The sequence below is a fragment of the Variovorax sp. J22P240 genome (assembly GCF_030316855.1).
GTDB lineage: Bacteria > Pseudomonadota > Gammaproteobacteria > Burkholderiales > Burkholderiaceae_C > Variovorax.
Genome location: NZ_JASZYR010000006.1, coordinates 23,105 through 47,616, shown reverse-complemented (window position 1 = coordinate 47,616; position 24,512 = coordinate 23,105). Strand labels below are relative to the sequence as shown.

Below are 24,512 nucleotides of genomic sequence, written 5' to 3'. Positions count from 1 at the left end.
CGCGCGCGCGGTGGGGGTTAAGGTCCGGGCCCATGAGTTCACAAGCCCTGCGTCGCCCGCCGGCCGCACCCGAATCGGACGACGCGCTCCTCGCGCAGTTGTCCTCCCTCTTTGCCGAGACCGCGGCCGACCACGATCGCAGTGGCGCCTTCCCGCGCGAGAACTTCGCCGCGCTGCATGCCAACGGGTTCGTCAGCCTGGTTGCGCCCAAAGTGCATGGCGGCGGTGGCGCCTCGCTTGAAACCGCGCGCCGCGTGCTGGCGGCGGTCGCTTACGGCGAGCCCGCGACCGCGCTGATCCTCACGATGACCTGGCTGCAGCACCTCGCGATCGGGCGTACCGACAGTCGTTGGCCGCCGCATCTGCGCGAACGCGTGCTGCGAGATGCCGTGCGCGACGGGGCATTGGTCAACGCATTGCGCGTGGAACCGGCGCTGGGCTCGCCGGCGCGGGGCGGCCTGCCCGCCACGACTGCACGCATCGAGGGCGATCAGTGGAAGCTCGGCGGCCACAAGCTGTACACCACCGGCATCGAGGGCCTGCGCTGGCTGTCGGTCTGGGGCCGCACGGACGAGGAGTCGCCGCGCGTCGGCGTCTTCCTGGTGCCGCGCGATGCGCCCGGCGTTCGCGTCGTCGCGAGTTGGGATCACCTGGGACTTCGCGCCTCGGGCAGCCATGAGGTGATCTTCGAGGACGTCGCGATCCCGCTCGACCATGCGGTCGATTTGCGCGCGCCGGCCGAATGGGCACCCGATGCGGGCAGCCAGACCGACATCGACGCCCACGCCATGCAGCAGGCCTGGATGGTGGTGCTGCTGGGCACGCTCTACGACGCCGTGGCGCGTGCGGGGCGCGACTGGCTCGTCGGCTTTCTCAACGGGCGGGCCCCGAGCGGGCTCGGCGCGCCGCTGGCCAGCCTGCCGCGCGTGCAGGAGACCGTCGGCGAGATCGAGGCCTTGCTGAACGCCAGCCGCGTGTTGCTGGACCGTGCGAGCGCCGAAGTCGATGCGGGCCGCGCGCCCTCCGCCACGGAGAGCGGCTTGCTGAAGTACACCGTCACGACGCATGCGATCCGCGCGGTCGAGCTGGCGCTGCAACTCAGCGGCAACCACGGCCTCACGCGGCAGAACCCGCTGGAGCGCCACTACCGCGATGTGCTCTGCAGCCGCATCCACACGCCGCAGAACGACGCGATCCTGGTGACGGCCGGCAAGGCCGCGCTGTCCCGATGAGTGCGCGACTGCGCGATTTCGCCATCGCTTTCGGCCGGTTGATCGACACCCATCCCGGTGAGCCGCGCATCGTGGAGGAGGGCGGTGCATTGCTGCGAGGCCTGGTCGCGCGCGACGACTGGCTGCCTGATGCCTTCGCGAAGCCGCATCCCGAGCGCTATCAGCAATACCTTCTGCATCTCGATGCGGCCGAGCGCTTTTCGGTGGTGAGCTTTGTCTGGGGGCCCGGACAGGCCACGCCGGTGCATGACCACACGGTGTGGGGCCTGATCGGCATGCTGCGCGGCGCCGAGCTGAGCCAGCGCTACCGCGAGCGCGATCGCCTGCTGATGGCCGAGGGTTCGCCGGTGCGGCTCGAGCCGGGGGACGTCGAGGCCGTGTCGCCGACCATTGGCGACGTGCATCGCGTCACCAACGCTTACGACGATCGTGTGTCGATCAGCATCCACGTCTATGGCGCCGACATCGGCAAGGTGCGACGCCATACTTACCCGCCGGACGGAGGGCGGAAGCCTTTCATCTCCGGATACTCGGGATCGCCCCCAAGCTTGTCCACTTCATCGAAATGACTGCTCTCATCTCCTTCACCTCAGTGCGTGCGCATCTCGTGGCACGTGACGAGATCGCCTTGCTCGACGTGCGCGAGGAAGACCCGTATGCACAGGCCCATCCGCTGTGGGCTGCCAACCTGCCGCTGTCGCGGATCGAACTCGACGCATGGCGCCGCATTCCGCGCCGCGACACGTTGATCGTGCTCTATGGCTCGCATGAAGATGTCGATCTCGCACCGCTCGCGGCCGAGCGCCTCGCGGCGCTCGGCTACACGCGCGTGAACCTGCTCCAGGGCGGGCTCGAGGGCTGGCGCGATGCCGGGGGCGAATTGTTCCGCGACGTCAACGTGCCGAGCAAGTCTTTCGGCGAGTGGGTGGAGCATGAGCGCCGCACGCCTTCGCTCTCGGCGCAGGAGGTCAAGGCATTGATCGATGCGCGTGCCGATGTCGTGGTGCTCGACGCGAGGCGCTTCGACGAGTTCCAGACCATGAGCATTCCCACCGCGACCAGCGTGCCCGGCGCCGAACTGGTGCTGCGTGTGCGCGAGCTGGCGCCCGATCCGGCCACGCGGGTCATCGTCAATTGCGCCGGCCGCACGCGCAGCATCATCGGTACGCAGTCGCTGGTGAATGCGGGCATTCCCAATCCGGTCGCTGCGCTGCGCAACGGGACCATCGGCTGGAAGCTGGCCGGGCAGGTGCTGGATCACGGCGCCTCGCGGCGTGCGCCTGCGCCGGGCGAAGCGAATCGCGCCGCCGCGCAGGCGAATGCACAGGACGTGGCGCGGCGGGCAGGCGTGCGCTGGATCGGGCCCGATGCGCTTGCGACGCTCGAGGCGGCGGGCCGGACGGTCCACCGCTTCGACGTCCGTACGCCCGAAGAGTACGAGGCCGGCCACCTGCCGGGCTTCGCCAGCGCGCCCGGTGGCCAGCTGGTGCAGGAAACCGATCACCACGTGCCGGTGCGCGGCGCACGCATCGTGCTCGCCGATGACGATGGCGTTCGCGCCCCGATGACGGCGTCGTGGCTGGCGCAGATGGGATGGGAGGTGTACGTCGTGGAGGCGCAGCCTGCAACGGCGCGCAGTGCGCTGGGTGCGGCGCCGGCCGATCATGCGGCTGCGCCGTCGGTGAGCGGGATCACGCCGGCCAGACTGGCCCATGCGTTGGACGCGTCGGAAGACATTGCCGTGATCGACGTCACGACCAGCGCCACTCACGCGAAGCGTCACATTCCGGGCGCCTGGTTCGCGATCCGTGCGCAACTGGGGCAGGCACTGGACGTGATCCCCGCCGCGCGCCGCTACGTGCTGACCTGCGGCAGCAGTCTGCTCGCGCGCTTTGCGGCTGCCGATCTGCGCGCCTTGCTCGCTGCACGCGGCCGCGATGCCGAGGTGGTCGTACTGGAGGGCGGCAATGCCGCATGGTTCGCCGCCGGCCTGCCGACGGAAACCGGATGGCGCCGCCTCGCAACACCGGCGACCGACCGCTACCGCCGCCCGTACGAAGGCACGGACGCGCCAGCGGAGGCGATGCAAGCCTACCTGGACTGGGAATTCGGGCTCGTCGCTCAGCTCGCTGCAGACGGCACGCATCACTTCAAAGTGATCTAGGCGCAATCGGGTTTCGCCCTGCTTCAGGGTCAAGTGGGCGCCCGTCGGGCCGCACTCCGGCGCCGCACTAGACTAGCCGCCATTCAGGAGTTTCCAAATGGCAGTTACGCAAGAGGCGCTCGCGCAGGCGCTCAAGTCGGTCCTCGACCCCAATACCGGCAAGGATTTCGTCAGCACCAAGGCGCTGAAGAACGTTCAAATCCACGAAGGCGAGGTGTCCTTCGACATCGAGCTGGGCTATCCGGCCAAGAGCCAGATGCCCGCCCTGCGCAAGGCGCTGGTGGCTGCGGCCAAGACGGTGGCGGGCGTGGAGAACGTGTCGGTCAACATCGCGACCAAGGTCATCAGCCACGCCGTGCAGCGCGGCGTGCAGCTGATGCCCAACGTGAAGAACATCATCGCCGTCGCTTCGGGCAAGGGCGGCGTCGGCAAGAGCACGACGGCGGCCAACCTGGCGCTCGCGCTCGCGGCCGAAGGCGCCAGCGTGGGTCTGCTCGATGCCGACATCTACGGCCCGAGCCAGCCCATGATGCTGGGCATCGACCGCCGGCCCGAGAGCGAGGACGGCAAGACCATGGAGCCGCTGGAGAACCACGGCGTGCAGGTCATGTCGATCGGCTTCCTGGTCGACCAGGACGAAGCCATGATCTGGCGCGGCCCGATGGCCACGCAGGCGCTGGAGCAGTTGCTGCGCCAGACCAACTGGAAGGATCTCGACTACCTCATCGTCGACATGCCGCCCGGCACCGGCGACATCCAGCTCACGCTGTCGCAGCGCGTGCCGATGACGGGCGCGGTGATCGTCACCACGCCGCAGGACATCGCGCTGCTCGATGCCAGGAAGGGCATCAAGATGTTCGAGAAGGTCGGCGTGCCGATCCTCGGCATCGTCGAGAACATGGCGGTGCACGTGTGCTCGAACTGCGGCCACGTCGAGCACATCTTCGGCGCCGAGGGCGGCAAGAAGATGGCCGAGCAGTACAACATGGACTATCTCGGCGCGCTGCCGCTGGACATCAACATCCGCCTGCAGGCCGACAGCGGCAAGCCGACCGTGGTAGCGGACCCCGACGGCGAGGTGGCGGGCATCTACAAGTCCGTCGCGCGTCGCGTCGCGGTGGGCATCTCGGAAAAGGCCAAGGACTTCTCCGCCAAGTTCCCGACCATCACGGTCAGCAAGAACACCTGAGCGAGCGCACTGCCGCATGAACCTGCTCGCTTCGATGCGTTACCTCGTCGCGCTCGACGAGCATCGCCACTTCGGCCGCGCGGCGCAGGCCTGTCACATCACGCAGCCGGCGCTGTCGAATGCACTGCGCGCCCTGGAGGCGGAGTTCGGCGTGGTCATCGTCAAGCGCGGCCGCACCTACGCCGGGTTCACGCACGAGGGTGAGGCCGTGCTGGCGGCGGCCCATCGCATGCTGCACGAGAACGAGGTCCTGCATCAGTTACTGAAGAGCGAGGAGGGCCATCCACGCGGCAGCCTGCGCATGGCCGCCGTGCCGACCGCCATCCCGCTGCTGGCGCGGTTTGCGGCGCGGCTGCAGGCGCGCCATCCGGGCATCGTGCCCATCGTGCTGACCATGAGTTCGCTGGAACTCGAAGCGGGACTGGAAAGCCTGTCGCTCGACATGGCCCTGGGCTACACCGAGCGCATGCATCTGCGTGATGTCAAGCTCACGGCCTGGCCCCAGAGCATCGAGCACTATTTTCTGCTGCGCCGTGCCACGCGGACCGGTACGACGGCCCTGCACATCGGCGATCCGATCGGTTGGGCCGAGGCCGCCCGGCAGCCGCTGTGCCTGCTGACGCCCGAAATGCACAACCGCTCCATCGTCGACCAAGCCTTCAAGGCGGCGGGCGCGGCGGTGACGCCCGCCATCGAGACCAATTCCGTGCTGACCCTGGCCCTCAGCGTGGTGTCGGGCAGTGTCTGTGCCGTGTTGCCGGGCGCGATGGTGGATGCCGTTCGCGGCCATGGTCAGCTCGAGGCACTGCCGCTTGTGGCGCCGGAGATACACACGCCCATCGGCTTCATGACCCAGACGGTGGTGCGGCCTTCGCGCGCGCTGGAGGCGGCGCTGGCGCTGGTCCAGAGTCAGGACTGGCAGCAGGAGGCTGCCGCGCACAGCGGCTCGCTCCGCGGCTGAGCCTGGGTGCCGGGCCGCCCGGCACGTCATTTCCGAATTGAATCACTTCATGTGTGGATTCAATTTGCCAACAGCGCCGGGGCGCCCGACAGTCGGACAGGCCGTGCCCCCGTGCGGCCTTACTCCTATTTCACGGCCGAGGCAAATGATTCACCCAGGCACCCACGACAAGATCCAGGCGATTCCCCTCGCCACGCCCGACCAGATGCGCGACCGCATCCGTCGCAAGAGCAAGCTCAAGGGGCGGCAGCCCGAGGAGGCCGCATTGGCGCAGGTGCGAACGCTGATCGGCCTGCGTCCCCCGGACGGCTACCCGCGCGACCTGCTGATCGAGCACCTTCACCGGCTCAACGACGCGCACGGCTGCCTGCACGACCACCATCTCGTGGCGCTGGCGTCGCTGACCAACATTCCGATGGCCGAGGTCTACGAGGTCGCGACCTTCTATCACCACTTCGAGGTCGTGCGCGGCGACGAGGCGGCTCCGGGACTGACGGTGCGTGTGTGCGACGGCCTGGCGTGCGAACTGGCCGGAGCGCAGGACCTCCTCGCGCGGCTGCCTGCCTTGCTCGGCGCGGAGGGCCACGGCGATGTGCGCGTGATCTCGGCGCCCTGCATCGGCCGCTGCGAGCAGGCGCCTGCGGTGGCCGTGCATCAGCGCGCGGTGCCGCTGGCGACGGCCGGCAAGGTGCTGCAGGCGTTGGCGTCCTCCTCGACTTCCGGCGTGCAGGAGCCCGTGCAAGCGACCACCAACTTCGTGCCCGCATCGTTGGCGGAGCAAAGCATCTCGCCGCCGCCCGATGCCGTCGAGGCCTTGCCCGCATTCACCGACTACGCCACCTACCGCGCCAGCGGCGGTTACGCGCTCGCGGCGGCGCTGGTCAATGGCGAGGAGAACGCCGAAGCCGTCATCAAGGCCATGGAAGACTCGGGCCTTCGGGGGCTGGGCGGGGCCGGATTTCCGGCAGGCCGCAAGTGGCGCATCGTGCGCGACCAGCCCGCGCCCAAGCTCATGGCAGTCAACATCGACGAGGGCGAGCCCGGCACCTTCAAGGACCGCACGTACCTCGAACGCGATCCGCACCGCTTCCTCGAAGGACTGCTGATCGCCGCGCAGATCGTCGGCATCGATGCCTGCTACATCTACCTGCGCGACGAATACCACGACTGCCGCGTACTGCTGCAGGCGGAACTGGCCAAGCTCAAGGCGAATCCGCCCTGCGAGCTGCCGAAGATCGAACTGCGTCGCGGTGCCGGCGCGTACATCTGCGGCGAGGAGTCCGCGATGATCGAGAGCATCGAAGGCAAGCGCGGCGAACCGCGCATGCGCCCGCCCTACATCGCGCAGGTCGGCCTGTTCGGGAGGCCGACACTGGAGCACAACTTCGAGACGCTCTACTGGGTCCGCGACATCGTCGAGAAGGGCCCGCAATGGTTCAGCGGCTTCGGTCGCCATGGGCGCAAGGGCCTGCGCAGCTTCAGCGTGAGCGGGCGCGTGAAGCATCCGGGCGTCAAGCTCGCGCCAGCGGGCATCACGGTGCAAGAACTGATCGACGAATACTGCGGCGGCATGCTCGAGGGTCACACGCTGCACGCCTACTTGCCCGGCGGCGCGTCGGGCGGCATCCTGCCGGCGAGCATGAACGACATCCCACTGGATTTCGACACGCTGCAGCCGCACGGCTGCTTCATCGGGTCCGCCGCCGTGATGGTTCTGAGCCAGCACGATCGCGCGCGCGATGCCGCGCTCAATGTCATGCGTTTCTTCGAGCACGAGAGCTGCGGCCAGTGCACGCCCTGCCGCGTCGGCACGGCCAAGGCCGCCGCGCTGATGCAGGCACCCGTGTGGGACAACGCCACGCTGGAGGATCTCGCGCAGGTGATGGGCGATGCCTCCATCTGCGGGCTCGGACAGGCGGCGCCGAATCCGATCCGCAGCATCCAGAAGTACTTCCCGCAGGAGATTGCATGAACGCGCCCACCACGCTCGCGGAATTGCTGCCGCAGACGATCGAGTTCCAGCTCGACGGCCGCAGGGTCGAGGCCATCGAGGGCGAGACCATCCTGAAGGCCGCGCAACGCCACGGCATCGACATCCCCCATCTTTGCTACAAGGACGGGCTACGGCCCGACGGTAACTGCCGCGCCTGCGTGGTCGAGGTTAAAGGCGAGCGGACGCTGGCGCCGAGCTGCTGCCGCGCCGTGACGTCCGGCATGGAAGTTCAGGCCACCAGCGAGCGCGCCGTGAAGAGCCAGAAGATGGTGGTCGAGATGCTGCTGTCGGACATGCCGGATGCAGGATACAAATGGAACGATGCGGGGGTGGCGGAGGCCGAGCATCCCCATCCCAACGCGCCTGGCCAGCACGGTGAACTCAGCGACTGGGCCGAGCGCCTCGGCATCGAGGTTCGCCCCGCGCTCAAGGCCCTGCGCCGCGAGCAGCCCGCTGCCGATGTCTCGCACCCGGCCATGGCGGTCAACCTCGACGCCTGCATCCAGTGCAATCGCTGCGTGCGCGCCTGCCGCGAGGAGCAGGTCAACGATGTCATCGGCTACGCCCTGCGCGGCGGGGACTCGAAGATCGTCTTCGACCTCGACGATCCGATGGGCGACAGCACCTGCGTGGCCTGCGGCGAATGCGTGCAGGCCTGCCCGACCGGCGCGCTCATGCCCAAGAGCCACATCGGTTCGCAACTGGTCGATCGCAAGGTGGATTCGGTCTGCCCCTTCTGCGGTGTGGGATGCCTGATCACCTACAACGTCAAGGACGAGAAGATCGTCAGCGTCGAGGGCCGGGACGGCCCGGCCAACCACAGCCGGCTTTGCGTGAAAGGCCGCTTCGGCTTCGACTACGCGCATCATGCGCAGCGGCTCACCAAGCCGCTGATCCGAAAGCCCGGCGTGCCCAAGCACTTCGACGATGCGCCGCGCCCCGGCGACTGGAGCGGGGCCTTCCGTGAAGCGACCTGGGAAGAGGCGCTCGCGTTGACGGCCGGCAAGCTCAAGAGCCTGCGCGACGCGCACGGCAAGAAGGCGCTCGCCGGCTTCGGCTCCGCCAAGGGCAGCAACGAAGAGGCCTACCTGTTCCAGAAGCTGGTGCGCACCGGCTTCGGCAGCAACAACGTCGACCATTGCACGCGGCTGTGCCATGCGTCGAGCGTCGCGGCGCTGCTCGAAGGCGTGGGCTCCGGCGCGGTGAGCAACCAGGTCAACGACGTGGAGCACGCGGAGCTGATCTTCATCATCGGCTCCAACCCGACCGCGAACCATCCGGTGGCCGCCACCTGGATGAAGAACGCCGCGAAGCGCGGCGCGAAGATCGTGCTCGCCGACCCGCGGCGCACCGACATCAGCAGGCACGCGTGGCGCACCCTGCAGTTCAAGGCCGACACCGATGTCGCGATGCTCAATGCGCTCATCCATGCGGTGATCGACGAAGGGTTGGTGAACGAGGCCTTCATCCGTGAACGTGCCAGCAACTTCGAGGCATTGCGCGAGAACGTCAAGGGCTACAGCCCCGAGGCGATGGCGCCGATCTGCGGCATCCCGGCGGAGACCTTGCGCGAGGTGGCCCGCGCCTTCGCGACCGCCAAGGGCGCCATGGTGCTGTGGGGCATGGGCATCAGCCAGCACGTGCACGGCACCGACAACGCGCGGTGCCTGATCGCACTGGTCACCGTCACCGGCCAGATCGGCAAGCCCGGCTCCGGCCTGCATCCGCTGCGCGGGCAGAACAATGTGCAGGGCGCGAGCGATGCGGGGCTGATCCCGATCGCGTTCCCCAACTACCAGCGCGTCGACGACGCGGGTGCGCATGCGTGGTTCGAGAAGTTCTGGGGCGTGCCGCTCGATGACAGGATCGGCTACACGGTGGTCGAGATCATGCACAAGGCGCTGGCGCCGGACGACGATCCGCACAAGATCCGTGGCATGTACATCATGGGCGAGAACCCGGCGATGAGCGACCCGGATCTGAACCACGCGCGCCATGCGCTGGCGAGCCTGGAGCACCTGGTCGTGCAGGACATCTTCATGACCGAGACCGCGTGGCTGGCCGACGTGGTGCTTCCTGCGAGCGCATGGCCCGAGAAGACCGGCACAGTGAGCAACACGGACCGCATGGTCCAGCTTGGCAAGCGCGCGCTGAACCCGCCGGGCGATGCGAAGCCCGATCTCTGGATCATCCAGGAGATCGCGCGGCGCATGGGCCTGCCGTGGAACTACGAGGGCGAGGAATGCGGTGTCGCCGCGGTCTACGAGGAAATGCGCCAGGCCATGCATGCGGCCATCAGCGGGATCACGTGGGACCGGCTGGAGCGCGAGTCCAGCGTGACCTATCCCTGCCTGAGCGCGGACGACCCCGGCCAGCCGACCGTGTTCATCGAAAGCTTCCCGACCGCGGACGGCCGCGTGAAGCTCGTGCCAGCCGACATCATCCCGGCCGATGAGCGGCCCGATGCGGCGTATCCGTTCGTGCTCATCACTGGCCGGCAACTGGAGCACTGGCACACCGGCAGCATGACGCGTCGCGCCACGGTGCTCGATGCGCTGGAGCCGATCGCGACGGCGTCGATGAACCAGGCCGACCTGCAGGCCATGGGCCTGGAGCCGGGCGACGTGGTCACGATCCAGTCGCGACGCGGCGAGGTGGCGATCCATGTTCGGCGCGACGACGGCACGCCGAACGGCGCGGTGTTCGTGCCTTTCGCGTACTACGAGGCGGCGGCCAACCTGATGACCAATGCGGCGCTCGATCCCTTCGGGAAGATCCCGGAGTTCAAGTACTGCGCGGTGCGCATCCTTCGCGGTGGCGCGCCCACGGCGGAGGTCGGCTACGGGACGGGCTCGACGACAGGGGACAATGCGCCCCAGACATGGACAGCCTTGACCTGATCAGGACCTTCCGCGAAGTCGCCTCGCACGGCAGCTTTTCGCGTGCCGCCATCAAGCTCGATGTGTCGAAGGCCACGGTGAGCAAGTACATCGCCGAGCTGGAGACGCGGCTGGGCGTGCGCCTTCTCAACCGCTCGACGCGGGCGGTGAGCCTCACCGATGCCGGCTCGCTGCTGCTCGAACGCAGCAAGCCGATGATGGAGATGTTCGAGCTCACCCAGGCGGAGGTGCAGGAGCATGCGAGCCGGCCGACCGGGCGGCTGCGCATTTCGGCGCCCCTCGGGGCGGGGCAGGGCGACCTGCCGAAGTGGATCGGCGAGTTCATGGGCCACTATCCCGACGTCAGCATCAGCCTGCACCTGACCAACCGGACGCTCGACATGGCGGAGGAGGCGATTGACCTGGCGCTCCACTTCGGCCCGATCGAGGACGAGAACCTGATCGTGCGCAAGCTGGCGCGCCGCAGTCTGGTGGTGTGCGCGTCGCCGGTGTACTGGAAGAAGCATGGCAAGCCGGAGCACCCGAGCGATCTCGCGAATCACGATGCCCTGACGCAGTCGCGCCTCGGCCTGCATCCGCAGTGGCGCTTCGAGGTCGACGGCAAGCCTTTCGACGTGCCGGTGAAGACGCGCATGGACGCCACCGAGTCCGCGCCGCTGATCCAGGTCGCGATGCAGGGCTTCGGCGTGATCTACATGGCGGAGATGCTGGTGCAGCCCCACATCGACCATGGCGAACTGGTGCCGGTGCTGCAGGACTACGTGCGCAGCGACATGTGGCTTTCGGCCGCATACCTCCAGCGGCGCCACAACAGCGCGGCGCTGCGTGCGCTGCTCGATTTCCTGGAATCGCGCTTCAGGGGGCGGGGCAAGACCGGGAGTTGAGCCCGGGCCCCGGAGCCGCTTGTCGAAAGGGGTCGCCAGCACCCGACCTGATCGCTACGATGGCCCCCAGCCGGCACCCGGCTCACAACAACAACGGAGACACCCATGCACCTACGCCTTAGCGCTTTCCATGCGCTCGCACTCGCCACCCTGTCCGCAGCGGCAACCCTGTCCGGCTGCAGCACGACGCCCGCCGGGTCGCGCCAGCTGATGCTGGTCGCCAACGACGAGAAGCAAAGCTGGAGCGACGCGGGCGCAGTCGTCCTCGGCGCGCCGGGCCGCGACACCCTGCAGGTGATCGACATCGGCACCGACCCGCTCGCGCCGCGCTCGCTGGTCACGCTGCCGCTGGACAACACCATCGCCGGGCCGCCGACCAACCTGGCCATCACGGCCGACGAGAAGCTGGCGCTGGTCGCGAACTCCGTCAACGTGGTCGAGGAAAACGGCGTGCGCAAGCAGGTGCCCGACAACCGCCTGTTCGTCATCGACCTCACGGCCACGCCGCCGAAGCTCATCGACACCGTCGCCGTGGGCAAGCAACCCTCGGGGCTGTCGATCAACCCCGCGGGCACGCTCGCGCTGGTCGCAAACCGCGCCGACAACTCGATCAGCGTGCTGCGGATCGCGGGCCAGAAGGTCACGCTGATCGATACCGTCGCGATCGGCGAGTCGGTCTCGCATGTGCGCTTCACGCCCGACGGCCGGCGTGCGCTGGCATCCAAGTTCCCTAACCACAAGATTGCGCTGCTCGATGTCAACGGCGAGAAGGTCACCTACAACAAGGTCGATCTCGCCGCGGGCCTTTGGCCCTACAACGTCGACGTGACGCCGGACGGCAAGCTCGCGCTCACCGCCGACAACGGCAACTCGGGGGCCTCCGACGGGCAGATCGACACCGTGAGCGTGATCGACCTGGAGGCCACGCCGCCGCGTGTCATCGACAAGGTGGTGGTCGGCGATGGCCCGGAGGGCCTGGCCGTGAGCCCGACCGGCAAGTTCGCGGTTGCCGTCCTGCTGCGTGGCAGCAATGCCGCCAAGAACGCGTACTTCTACAACCGCAACGGCTCGGTGGTCGCGCTCAAGATCGACGGCAAGAAGGTGACGCGCGGCAACGAAGTCGAAGTGCGCGGCCTGCCCGAAGGCGCGGTATTCAGCGCGGACGGCAAGTACCTCTACGTCGGCAATTTCATCGACCAGGACATCACCATCCTGCGCGTGGATGGCGACACGCTGGTGAACACCGGCAAGTCCTTCGGGCTTGCGGGCCATCCGGCGTCGATGCGGGGCCGCGTCACCCACTGAACGCCCGGGCAGGGAGGTAGGCGACGGGTGTGCGGAAACTTACCGGCCCTGCGATGAACAAGAATGGATTAAGCCTTCTGTTTCCGTCTTCCGAAACGAGACCCGCGTCCTAAGCTCGATGCCATTCCAATAACGAGAGGAATGGCTATTTATGCCAAGACTGATCATCCTGGCCCGGCACGCCAGTGTCCGGCAGGTCAACATCGCGGGGCCGCTCACCACCATCGGGCGCTCAGGCAGCAACAGGGTATGCATCGACAGTGAACGGGTGAGCCGGCATCACGCCGCCATCCAGTGGACGGGCGAGGGCTTCATGCTGACCGACATGGGCAGCCGCAACGGCACCTGGGTCAACAATGAAAAGGTGCGGGCGCACACCTTGCGCAACGGCGACGCGATCGTTGTCGGCGATTGCCAACTGCGCTTTCTCTTCAGCAGCAGGACACTGCCGCCGGTCGAAGCCCTGCGCTTGTTGACGGCGCCGGATGCCCTCCTGCAGTTCGAGGAAAGGGAAGCGCACAGCGGAAGGGGAAGACTCCCGAGCGGCCGGATCGGACTCGACAGCCGCACCTTCGTGCGTTGAGATTCAGGCGAACTGGGCGGCGACCGGTTGGCGTTGCGCCGCCGGCACGGCAACGGGAACAGAAGCAGCCGCGGCGGCACGCGGGCGGCGCTCGTCGATCAGCCGGGCGGCCAACTGCGCCGCCATCTCGAGCTTCTTGAGGTCTCGCGCCTCGACGCCTGGATCCGGATTGAAACTGGAGGAATAAAAGGTGCCATACATCGCCCCGCTGGCAAGCACCACGGGCGCGCTGAGGTAGCAGCCCGACGGAACGCGTGCGCTCAACACCTGTTTGCAAAAAGCCAGTTCCAACGGCTCGGCCTGCTCATCGATGAACTGGGCGCGGTGCGAGGTCTGCATGCGGTGCGACACGCGCTGCCCGTCGTTGACTTCGCAGGCAAATGCAGCCTCCATGGCGTGCTGGTCGCGCAATAGCTTCAGGACCTGGTGGACCGCCGGTTCGAGCAGCGGGTCGCACGAATCCGGCGTCGCGATGAGCAGGTCGGACACCTTCACCTCGAGGGCGGCAAGTCCGTCATCGTTCTCGTAGTAGCTCATGCGGGGCCTCTTCGTTGGAATGGCTTGATTGAAACGCACAACGACGTGAATCCTCGGAAATGAGAACTATGGTTTCTCTTTGAGGCCGACTTTTGTCACAAAAGTAATACTTCAATTAACATTTAGAAACCCTTTGAGCCCAATCCCGCGCCGGCGGGCGACGTTTTCGCATCGGCTATCGTCCGGACTATGGAGATTCCCGAAACCCCCGTCGCAAGCACCCGGCCGGCGGCACTCGACGTCGCGGTCGTGATGCGGCGCGATCGGCTGCACGGCCCGTCGAGCCACTGGCAACCGTGGCGCTGGACGCTTGACGCCGTGCTGCCGGATAAACCCGGCTTCGGCGAGCAGCCGCGCCTCCTGGAAGACCACGACGGGGAGCAGCGCTGGCTGCATCCCGGCTTCAAGGTCGAACTCTTCCGCGACGAGGCCGAGGGCTACCACCTCAATGCCACTGCCCCGGCGCCGTGCTGGTTCGTGCTCTGGCGCATGGAGGAGGAAGCGACCCTCGCGCCCGAACCGATCCCGCGGCCGGTGGTCGTGACCCTCAGCTATTACGAAGCCGGGCGCTGGCTCGATGCGCAGGAAACCGTCGAGCAGGTGCCGGCGCCCCAGGAGGTCGTCGATTGGCTCCGTGCCTTCGTGCAGGAGCACTACCTGGTCGAACCCAAACGGCGCAAGCGGCCCGAAAGTTTCCGGCCGCTCGTGGACCGATTCGGCAATGCGGCCAGCGTGTCGACCGAGAAGAAGCGTGGCCGGGGAGCGGGCGATGTCTGAAGGGTTCTTCGACCGCTGGTCGCGGCGCAAGCAGCAGGTGCGTGCCGGGGAGGTGCCAGAGGATCCGAAGCCGGAATCCGGACCCGATGCTTCACCGGCGGCCGCGACGCCCGTGTCCGTCCAGGCGGTGCAGGTATCGGCGCCTTCGGCCGATCTCCCGCCCGAGCCGCCGCCACTCACCCTGGACGATGCAGAGGCATTGACCATCGACTCGGATTTCAAGCCTTTCGTGGCAAAAGGCGTCGCGCCGGAGGTCAAGAACGCCGCTTTCAAGAAGCTGTTTGCCGATCCTCACTTCAACGTGATGGACGGCCTGGACACCTACATCGACGACTATTCCAAGCCGTCGCCCCTGCCCGAGAGCGTGCTGCGCCAGATGGCGAGCGCGAAATTCCTGAATCTCTTCGACGAAGAGCCCGAAAAGCCCGCAACGCCTGAAGAAACCCCTAGGGATGATGGCTTGCCGGGCGTGGCACAGTCGAGCGATCCCGAGCCCCTTCCCAGCCCGCCGGTTGCCGATGCGCAACCTGCCAGCCAAGAACCTGATGACCACCACGCTGATCTGCGACTGCAACAAGACGATGCCCCTCGAGCCGAAGACGCTCGGGACGGCGCTGGCTGAAACACTGCCCCTTCATTCCGCGCTGTGCCGCCGCGAGGCGGCTTCGTTCCAGCGTGCCATTCAATCCGGCGACGACGTGGTGGTCGCCTGTACGCAGGAGAAGCGCCTGTTCGGCGAACTGGCCGGGCAGACGCCCGAGGCCACGTCGCCGATCCGTTTCGTCAACATCCGAGAGACCGGTGGCTGGAGCCGCGATGCGAAGAGCGCCATGCCGAAGATCGCGGCGCTGCTCGCTGCCGCCAGCCTCCCCGATCCGGACCCCGTCGCGACGGTGAGCTACGCGAGTCAGGGGCGGTTGTTGATCATCGGCGCGCTGGACGCGGCGGAGAAGGCCGCGGTCCTGGTGGCCGATACCCTCGACGTGACGATCTTTTCGCAAGGCCCGGGCGAACTGGGCGGCGCGCAGGAACGCCGCTGGCCCGTGGCCGCGGGGCGGATCGATTCACTCGCGGGAAGGCTCGGCGCATTCAAGCTGAACTGGACCCGCGACAACGGGATCGACCTCGACCTCTGCACCCGCTGCAACGCCTGCGTGGCCGCGTGCCCCGAGCAGGCCATCGGCCTCGACTACCAGATCGACAACGCCAGGTGCACTTCGCACCGCGATTGCGAGCGCGCCTGCACCGTGGCCGGCGCCATCAATTTCGGCCGCGCGCCCGAACAACTCGATGGCGCTTTCGACCTCGTGCTCGACCTCGGTGCCACGCCGGTCATCGACTGGCACGCGCCGCCGCAGGGCTACTTCCATCTGCCCGGCGGTATGGCGCATGCGGAGGGGTTGCAGACGTTGCTGCGCCTGCGCGAGATGGTCGGCGAGTTCGAGAAGCCGAAGTTCTTCGACTACAAGCAGAAGCTCTGCGCGCACAGCCGCAACGAGGTCGTCGGCTGCAATGCCTGCATCGAGGTCTGCTCCGCCCATGCGGTGTCGAGCGACAAGGAACGTCAGCGCATCGTCGTCAACCCGAACCTCTGCGTCGGCTGCGGCGCCTGCACCACCGTGTGCCCGACCGGCGCACTGGGCTACACCTATCCGCGCGCGCCCGACCAGGGCCTCAAGCTGCGCACGTTGCTGTCCACCTACGCGGGCGTCGGCGGTCGCGATGCCGCACTGCTCCTGCATAGCCAGGAAGCCGGGCAGGCGCTGGTGGAGCAGCTCGGGCGCCAGGCCCAACTCGGCAAGGCGCAGGGCGTGCCGGCGAACGTGATTCCCGTCGGCCTCTTCCACGCCGCGAGCGCTGGCATCGACCTGTGGCTCAGCGCCGTGGCGTTCGGCGCTTCGCAGGTGGTCGTGTTGAGCACGGGGGATGAAGCGCCGCAGTACGTCGCCGCGCTCAAGGAGCAGATGGAGATCGCGCAGACGCTGCTGCTCGGACTCGGCTACACGGGCACGCATTTCAAACTCATCGAAGCCGATTCAGTGGCGACGCTCGACAGTGCACTCGCCGCGCTGCGCGGCACCCGGCAGCAGGTGCCCGCGAAGGCAGCCCGCTATGCCGTCGGCGCCGAGAAGCGCAGCACGCTCGAACTCGCGCTCGATCACCTGGTGGACGAATCGCCGACGCTGAACACACCCGCTGCCGAGCGGGTCGCGATCCCCTTGCCGCAAGGCTCGCCCTTCGGCGCCATCGCGGTGGACAAGGACAAGTGCACCCTGTGCCTCGCCTGCGTCAGCGCCTGCCCCGCGAGCGCGCTGCAGGACAACCAGAACGCGCCGCAGCTTCGCTTCGTCGAAAAGAATTGCGTGCAGTGCGGGCTGTGCGAAACCACCTGTCCCGAAAACGCGATCTCGCTGGTGCCGCGCCTGCTGGTATCGCCGGAGCGCAAGCAACCGGTCGTGCTGAACGAGGCCAAGCCCTGGTCCTGCGTCCGTTGCTCGAAGCCCTTCGGCACCCAGAAGGCGATCGAGGCCATGCTCGGCAAGCTGGCCGGTCACGCCATGTTCCAGGGCGAGGCGCTGGAGCGTTTGAAGATGTGCAGCGATTGCCGGGTCATCGACCTGTACAGCGCGCAGAACGAAATGAAGATCACACAGCTATGAGCGAGAGTTTCCCGGTTACCTCGGCCCTTGACGAAGAGATCGCACGCGCCGAACTCTATGGATTGCTGGCGCGCCTCTGGTACGCCGCGCCCGACGCGGAGTTGCTCGAGGCCTTCCAAGTCGCGCCGACCGAAGCGCCCGCCGCCGGCGCATTTTTGGAAGAGCCCTGGCGGCAGCTTGTCGGCGCCGCGCGCGGCATCGATGCGGCCGCGGCGCGCGACGAATACGACACGCTTTTCGGCGGCATCGGCAAGCCGGAGGTCTATCTTTTTGGCTCGCACTATCTGAGCGGCTTCCTCAACGACAAGCCACTGGCACATCTGCGCAACGATCTGGATCAGATCGGTCTTGCACGGGACGTGTCGATTCCCGAAACGGAAGATCACATTTCCTGTCTTTGCGAAGTCATGCGCTATCTCATCGCCGGAGAAGACGTGGCGGTGGCGAACCTGACCCGGCAACGAGCCTTTTTCTCGACCCATGTCCAGTCATGGCTGCCAGCCTTGTGCGACGCCGTGTCGCAACACCCCAGAGCCCGGTTCTATGCCGCGCTGGCAGGGTTTACCCGCGCTTTCGCGGAGGTCGAGAGCCAAGGCTTCGACATGCTGGACTGATATCGAGGGGTATTCGGGATAGCACTTGTTAGGGTCTCGACTAGTATCCAAACGTATGTAACTGGTTTCATATCTCGTTCAGCCTAAGCCACTCCTGGAGCAGTCATGCAGGACAGCCATTCCGCCGGCCCTCAGCCGGCATCCCGCCGGGGATTCTTCATCGGCGCCGCCACGGTCGGCGCCGCCGCAGCAGCCGTCACGGTGCTGCCCAAGGTCGTCGAGGCGCCAGCCGCCCCGGCAGCACCCGAACTCAAGCCTCCGCCCGAGAAGGGCGGCGGCTACTCGCTGAGCGAACACGTCAAGCGCTACTACAAGACCACGTCGGCTTGAAAAAACGAGGCAATACACGATGCTACTGACCAAGAAAGCGTCTGGCGCCACGCGTGACGGCGCTTCTCCCTCCACGTCGCCCTTTGTCCACAGCCTGCGGCGCGGCCTTTCCAACGCACTGCCGACCATGGACCGGCGCTCCTTCCTGCGCCGCTCCGGCCTGGGTGTCGGCGTCGGCCTCGCGGCCGGCCAACTCACGCTGATCCGCAAGTCCAACGCCGCCGAAGGCCGGCCGACCGCCGTCGGCGCCGGCAAGGTCGAGGTCCGGCGCACCATCTGCTCGCACTGCTCCGTCGGCTGCGCATCGGATGCCATCGTCGAGAACGGCGTGTGGGTCCGGCAGGAGCCGGTGTTCGATTCGCCGATCAACCTTGGCGCGCACTGCGCCAAGGGCGCGGCGCTGCGCGAACACGGCCACGGCGAATACCGCCTGCGCTATCCGATGAAGCTGGTCAACGGCAAGTACGAGCGCATCAGCTGGGACACCGCGCTCGACGAGATCACGGCCAAGCTCAAGGAGCTTTCGAAGGCCAGCGGGCCCGACTCGGTCTACTGGATCGGCTCCAGCAAGCACAGCAACGAGCAGTCCTACCTGATGCGCAAGTTCGTGAGCTTCTTCGGCAGCAACAACTGCGACCACCAGGCACGCATCTGTCACTCGACCACCGTCGCAGGCGTGGCGAATACATGGGGCTACGGCGCCATGACCAATTCGTACAACGACATGCGCAGTGCGAAGGTCGCGCTGTACATCGGCTCGAACGCGGCCGAGGCCCATCCGGTGAGCATGCTGCACATGCTGCATGCCAAGGAAAACGGCTGCAAGATGATCGTGGTCGATCCGCGCTTCACGCGCACGGCGGCCAAGGCCGACGAGTACGTGCGCATCCGCTCGGGATCGGACATTCCCTTCCTCTTCGGCGTGCTGTACCACATCTTCAAGAACGGCTGGGAAGACAAGAAGTACATCAACGACCGCGTCTTCGGCATGGACGAAGTGCGCGCCGACGTGATGGCGAAGTGGACGCCAGACAAGGTCGAGGAAGCTTGCGGCGTGAATGAGGCGCAGGTCCTCAAGGTCGCGACCTGGCTCAACGAGAACCGACCCGGCACCATCGTCTGGTGCATGGGCCAGACGCAGCACACGATCGGCAACGCCATCGTGCGCGCCTCGTGCATCCTGCAACTCGCGCTGGGCAACGTCGGCAGGTCGGGCGGCGGCACCAACATCTTCCGCGGCCACGACAACGTGCAGGGCGCCACCGACGTGGGCCCGAACCCCGACTCGCTGCCCGGCTACTACGGGCTGGTCGAAGGATCGTGGAAGCACTTCGCTGCGGCCTGGGGTGTGGACTTCGAGTGGATCAAGAGTCGCTACGCCTCGCCCGCGATGATGAGCAAGCCCGGCATCACCGTGTCGCGCTGGATCGACGGCGTGCTCGAGAAGAACGAACTGATCGACCAGGACTCGAACCTGCGCGGCGTGTTCTATTGGGGTCATGCACCGAACTCGCAGACCCGTGGTCTCGAGATGAAGCGGGCGATGGACAAGCTCGACCTGCTGGTGGTCGTCGACCCGTACCCGTCGGCGACTGCGGCCATGGCCGCGATGCCCGGCAGGCCCGAGGACCAGAACCCCAACCGCGCGGTCTACCTTCTGCCGGCCTGCACGCAGTTCGAGACCAGCGGCTCCGTCACTGCCTCGAACCGCTCGCTCCAGTGGCGCGAGAAGGTCATCGAGCCGCTGTGGGAAAGCCGCAGCGACCACATGATCATGCAGCAGTTCGCCGATCGCCTCGGCTTCGGCAAGGAACTGAGCAAGAACTACAAGATGCAGAAGGTCAAGGGCATGGACGAGCCCGTGCCCGAGGACATCCTGCGCGAGATCAACAAGAGCTGCTGGGCCATCGGCTACACCGGCCAGAGTCCCGAACGCCTGCAGGCGCATATGCGCAACATGGCGGCGTTCGACGTGCGCACGCTCAAGGCCAAGGGATCGATCAAGGACAAGGTCAATGGCTACGACATCACGGGCGACTACTTCGGACTGCCGTGGCCCTGCTACGGCACGCCGGAGCTAAAGCATCCGGGTTCGCCGAACCTGTACGACACGTCGAAACACGTCATGGACGGCGGCGGCAACTTCCGCGCGAATTTCGGCGTGGAGCGCAACGGCAAGAACCTGCTGGCCGAGGACGGATCGCATTCGCTCGGCGCTGCCATCACGACCGGCTACCCGGAACTCGACCACCTGCTGCTCAAGAAGCTCGGCTGGTGGGACGAACTTACCGAGGCCGAGAAGCCCAAGGCCGAAGGCAAGAACTGGAAGACCGACAGCTCGGGCGGCATGATCCGCGTGTTCATGAAGAACCACGGTTGCCATCCTTTCGGCAACGCCAAGGCGCGTGCATTGGTGTGGAACTTCCCCGACGCGATTCCGCAGCACCGCGAGCCGCTCTATGGCACGCGGCCGGACCTGGCGGCGAAGTACCCGACGCACGACGACAAGATGGCCTTCTGGCGCCTGCCCACGCTGTACAAGAGCGTGCAGCAGCGCAACATCGCGGACAAGATCGCGGAAAAGTTCCCGTACATCATGACCTCCGGCCGTCTGGTCGAGTACGAGGGCGGTGGCGAGGAAACGCGCTCCAACCCATGGCTCGCGGAGCTGCAGCAGCAGATGTTCATCGAAATCAACCCGCGGGTGGCCGCCGAGAAGGGCATCCGCAACGGCGAGCGCGCCTGGGTCCACACGCCGACCGGTGCGCGGCTCAACGTGCAGGCTCTGGTGACCGAGCGCGTCGGCCCCGACACGGTATTCATGCCCTTCCACTTCTCCGGCCACTGGCAGGGGGCGGACATGCTGGCGTACTACCCCAAGGGTGCGAACCCGATCGTGCGCGGCGAGGCGATCAACACCGGCACGACATATGGCTATGACAGCGTCACCATGATGCAAGAAACAAAGACGACGGTCTGCAACGTCGAGAAGGCATAAGGAGTCTGGTATGGCAAGAATGAAGTTCGTCTGCGACTCCGAGCGCTGCATCGAATGCAACGGCTGCGTCACGGCCTGCAAGAACGAGAACGAGGTTCCGTGGGGCGTGAACCGCCGCCGCGTGGTCACGCTCAATGACGGCGTGCCGGGTGAGCGCTCCATCTCCGTGGCCTGCATGCATTGTTCCGATGCGCCCTGCATGGCGGTGTGCCCGGTGCAATGCTTCTATCGCACTGAAGAAGGCGTGGTGCTGCACGACAAGGACGTGTGCATCGGCTGCGGCTATTGCTCGTACGCCTGCCCATTCGGCGCGCCGCAGTTTCCGTCGCAAGGCACCTTTGGTGCACGCGGCAAGATGGACAAGTGCACCTTCTGCGCCGGCGGCCCGGAAGAAAATGGCTCGCAGGCCGAGTTCGAGAAGTACGGCCGCAATCGCCTGGCCGAGGGCAAGCTGCCGGCCTGCGCCGAGATGTGCTCGACCAAGGCGCTGCTCGCGGGCGATGGCGACGTCGTCGCCGACATCTTCCGCACGCGCGTGGTTCATCGCGGCAAGGGCGCCGAAGTCTGGGGCTGGGGCACCGCCTACGGCTCGCAAACCGCCGGCACGCCGACCAACGGAGTTGCGAAATGAAGCGCGCGCTGGCAACGGCGGCGCTGATCTCGGTCGCGGTGTTCCTCGGCGCCTGCGGCGAGAAGCCGCAGACGAACGCCCATGGCGTCCGGCTGGACGCGGCCCCTTGGACCGGCACGGGCACGCAGCCCAACACCGGAACGGCTTTCACGGCGAGCGGCTGGCAGCCGGGGGACAGGGCGTCCTGGGAGCAGCACCTCAAGGTGCGCGCCCAGAACCAGAACGAATACAACCGGATCAACTGACCCGGAGGTTGCATGAGAAAAGTGCTTAACGCCCTGGCAATGGTCGCGGTACTCGGCTGCGGCATCGCCAATGCACAGACGCCGGACCCGTCCGCCGCACCCGCCGCGCCGGCAGCTGCCACAGCCGCACAGCCGGCGGGTGGCATCCGCAGCCAGAACATTTTCGACGTCAGGCCGGAAGCCAGCGCCGACCCGAACTTCCTCAACCAGACCAATGGCGAGCGCCAACGGGTGCAGCCGGGCAACAACGCGCCGATGTGGCGCCAGGTGAGTGGCGGCGTCACCGGCTTCAGCAGCCTTCCGGCCAGCGAGGCGCCCGAGGCGGGCAACCTGATCCAGCGCTTCGTCCAGTTTCCGGGCTCGCATTACACCAACGCCGGCGAAGCTTGGCGCCAGGTGCGGAACAACTGGATCATTCCGTACGGTGCGGCTCTGCTTTTTGTCACGCTGCTCGCACTGGCCATCTTCTACTTCACGCGCGGGCCGATCGGCCTGCATGGCCAGGAAACCGGCCGCAAGATCGAGCGATTCACACCCTTCGAGCGCGCCACGCACTGGTCGAACGCGACCGCCTTCGTCGTGCTGGCGATCTCGGGCATCGTGATGGCTTTCGGCAAGTTCTTCCTGCTGCCGGTCCTCGGCGGTGCACTATTCGGCTATCTGGCCTACGTGCTCAAGACCGTGCACAACTTTGTGGGACCGCTGTTCGTGGTGACGACGATCTTCATGATCTTCACCTTCATCCGCAGCAACTGGCCCAGCAAGGATGACCTGACCTGGCTCAGGCACGGCGGCGGTCTGTTCGGTGGCGACAAGGAGCCGCCGTCGCATCGATTCAATGCGGGCGAGAAGCTGGTGTTCTGGGGTGGCGTTCTGTTCCTCGGCAGCTTGGTCATCGGGTCGGGGCTCTTCCTCGACAAGCTGCTCCCAGGCTTCGTCTACACGCGCGGCGAGATGCAGATCGCGCACATGATCCACGCCGTCGCCACGCTGTGCATGATGGCCTTGATCCTGGGCCACATCTACATCGGCACGCTCGGCATGAAGGGCGCGTACAAGGCCATGCGCGAAGGCAATGTCGACGAGACCTGGGCCAAGGAGCATCATCCGCTCTGGTACGACGACATTGCGGCCGGCAAGATCCCGGCGCAGCGCAGCGCTCAGGCCCGCGACCCTGCGGCGGTGCAGGGCGTCCGGGTTGAAGGAAATCCCTCATGAAGAAAACTCTGAACCTCTGCGGTCTTTTGCTCGGCATGGCGGTCGCTTCCGCCGCCGTGGCCAAGCTCCCTGCACCGGCCGCCTCGCCCGAAGCCAAGCTCAAGGTGGCCGAGGCCGCTGCCAAGACGGCTTGGACCACCAAGGTCGACGCTTACCAACTGTGCCAGGCGCAGACCCGGGTGGCGAACCATGTCCGTGAAGGCCTGGCCGCAGCCGGCAAGCCCGTGCCGACCGCTACGCCGACGCCGCCTTGCACAGATCCTGGCCCCTTCGCCTTTGCGCCGCCCGCTGAAGTGAGGCCTATCGAAGCCTCGGGCGCCCATTCGCCCGCGACGACCGCCGCTTCGCCGCCGAGCTCCAACCAGACTTCGGCCGAGACGAATCCAGCGCCCAAGAAGTGAGGCTGCCTCGCCTGACGCAGGCCCAGGCGCCGCTCACGCGTGAGGTCGAGATCGTCGATGAGCATGGCGAACCGGGTGTCGTCTCCATTCCTGCCGAACGCGATCTGACGGTCTACGTCGACCGCCGCGAGCTCGTCACGCTGATGACGCTGGGCGCGCAACCCGAACTGCTGGTGCTCGGCTACCTGCTGAACCAGCGCCTCATCGAATCGGCCGCGGACGTCGAATCCATCACCGTCGACTGGGAGGTCGGCGCGGCTGCCGTCAGGACGCGCGCGGGCATCGATCGCATCGAGGAACGCACCGCGAAGAAGGTGGTCACCACCGGCTGCGGCCAAGGCAGCGTGTTCGGCGAACTCATGGCTGGCATCGATCGCCTCCAGTTGCCCGATACGCGCATGACGCAGGCGCAGCTCTATTCGCTGGTGAACGCGATCCGCCTCCAGGAGAGCACTTACAAGTCGGCCGGCTCGGTGCATGGCTGTGCGCTCTTCACGCTTCGCGACGACGGCGACGACGGCGACGAGGTGCAGATGCAGTGCTTCATCGAGGACGTGGGCCGACACAACGCCATCGACACCATCGCCGGCTGGATCGCGATGCAGCCGGCGAGCCAACTGGCCGGCGGGCGCGTGTTCTACACCACCGGCCGCCTGACCAGCGAGATGGTCATCAAATCGGCGCAGATGGGCGTGGCCATCGTCGTGTCGCGCAGCGGCATGACTCAAATGGGCCACGAGGTCGCCACGCGCGTGGGCCTTTGCGCGATCGGGCGGGCGACCAACCGGCGCTTCATCTGCTATGCCGGTGTGGACCGGCTCGTGCTGCAGCCCGAGCTGGCGGGTGCTCGGCCGGCGACCACTGCCTAAGACCTTCGGTTTGGCGGGCGG

The 24,512-nt window shown here is 66.8% G+C and carries 22 protein-coding genes; 21 read left to right on the top strand and 1 reads right to left on the bottom strand.

What is annotated here, in order from left to right:
* Window positions 1-32 precede the first annotated feature (32 nt).
* From QTI24_RS17105 to QTI24_RS17060, 10 genes are all read left to right on the top strand, one after another.
* Window positions 33-1,232 (top strand): acyl-CoA dehydrogenase family protein, encoded by a 1,200-nt coding sequence (locus QTI24_RS17105; protein WP_286602012.1) that lies wholly within the window; start codon window positions 33-35, stop codon window positions 1,230-1,232.
* Window positions 1,229-1,801: a cysteine dioxygenase family protein gene (locus tag QTI24_RS17100; protein WP_286602010.1), complete on the top strand. Its 573-nt coding sequence runs from the start codon at window positions 1,229-1,231 to the stop codon at window positions 1,799-1,801. Before QTI24_RS17105 ends, QTI24_RS17100 begins: the two co-directional genes overlap by 4 nt.
* A complete protein-coding gene (locus QTI24_RS17095) occupies window positions 1,798-3,396 on the top strand; it encodes a rhodanese-related sulfurtransferase (protein WP_286602009.1) in 1,599 nt (532 codons plus the stop codon). The genes QTI24_RS17100 and QTI24_RS17095 overlap by 4 nt, the downstream gene beginning before the upstream one ends.
* Window positions 3,397-3,493: 97 nt before the next feature.
* Window positions 3,494-4,585: an iron-sulfur cluster carrier protein ApbC gene (gene apbC, locus QTI24_RS17090; RefSeq protein ID WP_286602007.1), complete on the top strand. Its 1,092-nt coding sequence runs from the start codon at window positions 3,494-3,496 to the stop codon at window positions 4,583-4,585.
* Between the two features lie 16 nt (window positions 4,586-4,601).
* Entirely contained in the window at window positions 4,602-5,546 is a 945-nt protein-coding gene (locus QTI24_RS17085) for a LysR family transcriptional regulator (protein ID WP_286602005.1), read from the top strand.
* A gap of 145 nt (window positions 5,547-5,691) precedes the next feature.
* The gene (locus tag QTI24_RS17080; protein ID WP_286602004.1) at window positions 5,692-7,518 is read left to right on the top strand and encodes an NADH-ubiquinone oxidoreductase-F iron-sulfur binding region domain-containing protein; all 1,827 of its coding nucleotides are present in this window, start codon (window positions 5,692-5,694) and stop codon (window positions 7,516-7,518) included.
* Window positions 7,515-10,439: a formate dehydrogenase subunit alpha gene (gene fdhF / locus QTI24_RS17075; RefSeq protein WP_286602003.1), complete on the top strand. Its 2,925-nt coding sequence runs from the start codon at window positions 7,515-7,517 to the stop codon at window positions 10,437-10,439. Before QTI24_RS17080 ends, fdhF begins: the two co-directional genes overlap by 4 nt.
* A complete protein-coding gene (locus QTI24_RS17070; RefSeq protein WP_286602001.1) occupies window positions 10,421-11,323 on the top strand; it encodes a LysR family transcriptional regulator in 903 nt (300 codons plus the stop codon). The genes fdhF and QTI24_RS17070 overlap by 19 nt, the downstream gene beginning before the upstream one ends.
* Before the next feature lie 105 nt (window positions 11,324-11,428).
* Window positions 11,429-12,628 carry a lactonase family protein gene (locus QTI24_RS17065; protein ID WP_286602000.1) on the top strand — a complete coding sequence of 400 codons (1,200 nt, stop codon included), beginning with the start codon at window positions 11,429-11,431 and terminating at the stop codon, window positions 12,626-12,628.
* Between the two features lie 151 nt (window positions 12,629-12,779).
* The gene (locus QTI24_RS17060) at window positions 12,780-13,211 is read left to right on the top strand and encodes an FHA domain-containing protein (protein ID WP_286601999.1); all 432 of its coding nucleotides are present in this window, start codon (window positions 12,780-12,782) and stop codon (window positions 13,209-13,211) included.
* 3 nt (window positions 13,212-13,214) lie between these two features.
* Here the strand turns inward: QTI24_RS17060 and QTI24_RS17055 are convergent, their stop codons facing one another.
* Window positions 13,215-13,748, bottom strand: a complete 534-nt coding sequence (locus tag QTI24_RS17055; RefSeq protein ID WP_286601997.1) for a hypothetical protein — start codon at window positions 13,746-13,748, stop codon at window positions 13,215-13,217.
* 189 nt (window positions 13,749-13,937) lie between these two features.
* Here QTI24_RS17055 and QTI24_RS17050 point away from each other — a divergent pair, with 189 nt between their 5' ends.
* From QTI24_RS17050 to QTI24_RS17000, 11 genes are all read left to right on the top strand, one after another.
* Window positions 13,938-14,525 carry a DUF3305 domain-containing protein gene (locus QTI24_RS17050; RefSeq protein ID WP_286601996.1) on the top strand — a complete coding sequence of 196 codons (588 nt, stop codon included), beginning with the start codon at window positions 13,938-13,940 and terminating at the stop codon, window positions 14,523-14,525.
* Window positions 14,470-15,147 carry a DUF3306 domain-containing protein gene (locus tag QTI24_RS17045; protein WP_353506095.1) on the top strand — a complete coding sequence of 226 codons (678 nt, stop codon included), beginning with the start codon at window positions 14,470-14,472 and terminating at the stop codon, window positions 15,145-15,147. The genes QTI24_RS17050 and QTI24_RS17045 overlap by 56 nt, the downstream gene beginning before the upstream one ends.
* Entirely contained in the window at window positions 15,107-17,185 is a 2,079-nt protein-coding gene (locus QTI24_RS17040; RefSeq protein ID WP_286602327.1) for a 4Fe-4S binding protein, read from the top strand. The genes QTI24_RS17045 and QTI24_RS17040 overlap by 41 nt, the downstream gene beginning before the upstream one ends.
* Entirely contained in the window at window positions 17,182-17,799 is a 618-nt protein-coding gene (locus QTI24_RS17035) for a TorD/DmsD family molecular chaperone (protein ID WP_286602326.1), read from the top strand. The genes QTI24_RS17040 and QTI24_RS17035 overlap by 4 nt, the downstream gene beginning before the upstream one ends.
* Before the next feature lie 105 nt (window positions 17,800-17,904).
* Complete coding sequence (locus QTI24_RS17030; protein ID WP_286601994.1) at window positions 17,905-18,129, top strand: formate dehydrogenase; 225 nt, start codon at window positions 17,905-17,907, stop codon at window positions 18,127-18,129.
* A gap of 19 nt (window positions 18,130-18,148) precedes the next feature.
* Window positions 18,149-21,127 (top strand): formate dehydrogenase subunit alpha, encoded by a 2,979-nt coding sequence (locus QTI24_RS17025; protein WP_286601992.1) that lies wholly within the window; start codon window positions 18,149-18,151, stop codon window positions 21,125-21,127.
* A gap of 10 nt (window positions 21,128-21,137) precedes the next feature.
* Window positions 21,138-21,758, top strand: coding sequence for a formate dehydrogenase FDH3 subunit beta (gene fdh3B, locus QTI24_RS17020; protein WP_286534934.1), 621 nt, complete (start codon window positions 21,138-21,140; stop codon window positions 21,756-21,758).
* Complete coding sequence (locus tag QTI24_RS17015; protein WP_286601991.1) at window positions 21,755-22,003, top strand: hypothetical protein; 249 nt, start codon at window positions 21,755-21,757, stop codon at window positions 22,001-22,003. The genes fdh3B and QTI24_RS17015 overlap by 4 nt, the downstream gene beginning before the upstream one ends.
* A 12-nt stretch (window positions 22,004-22,015) precedes the next feature.
* Window positions 22,016-23,221, top strand: coding sequence for a formate dehydrogenase subunit gamma (locus tag QTI24_RS17010; RefSeq protein WP_286601989.1), 1,206 nt, complete (start codon window positions 22,016-22,018; stop codon window positions 23,219-23,221).
* The gene (locus QTI24_RS17005; RefSeq protein ID WP_286601988.1) at window positions 23,218-23,622 is read left to right on the top strand and encodes a hypothetical protein; all 405 of its coding nucleotides are present in this window, start codon (window positions 23,218-23,220) and stop codon (window positions 23,620-23,622) included. Before QTI24_RS17010 ends, QTI24_RS17005 begins: the two co-directional genes overlap by 4 nt.
* Window positions 23,619-24,491, top strand: a complete 873-nt coding sequence (locus tag QTI24_RS17000) for a formate dehydrogenase accessory sulfurtransferase FdhD (protein WP_286601986.1) — start codon at window positions 23,619-23,621, stop codon at window positions 24,489-24,491. Before QTI24_RS17005 ends, QTI24_RS17000 begins: the two co-directional genes overlap by 4 nt.
* Window positions 24,492-24,512: the final 21 nt, after the last annotated feature.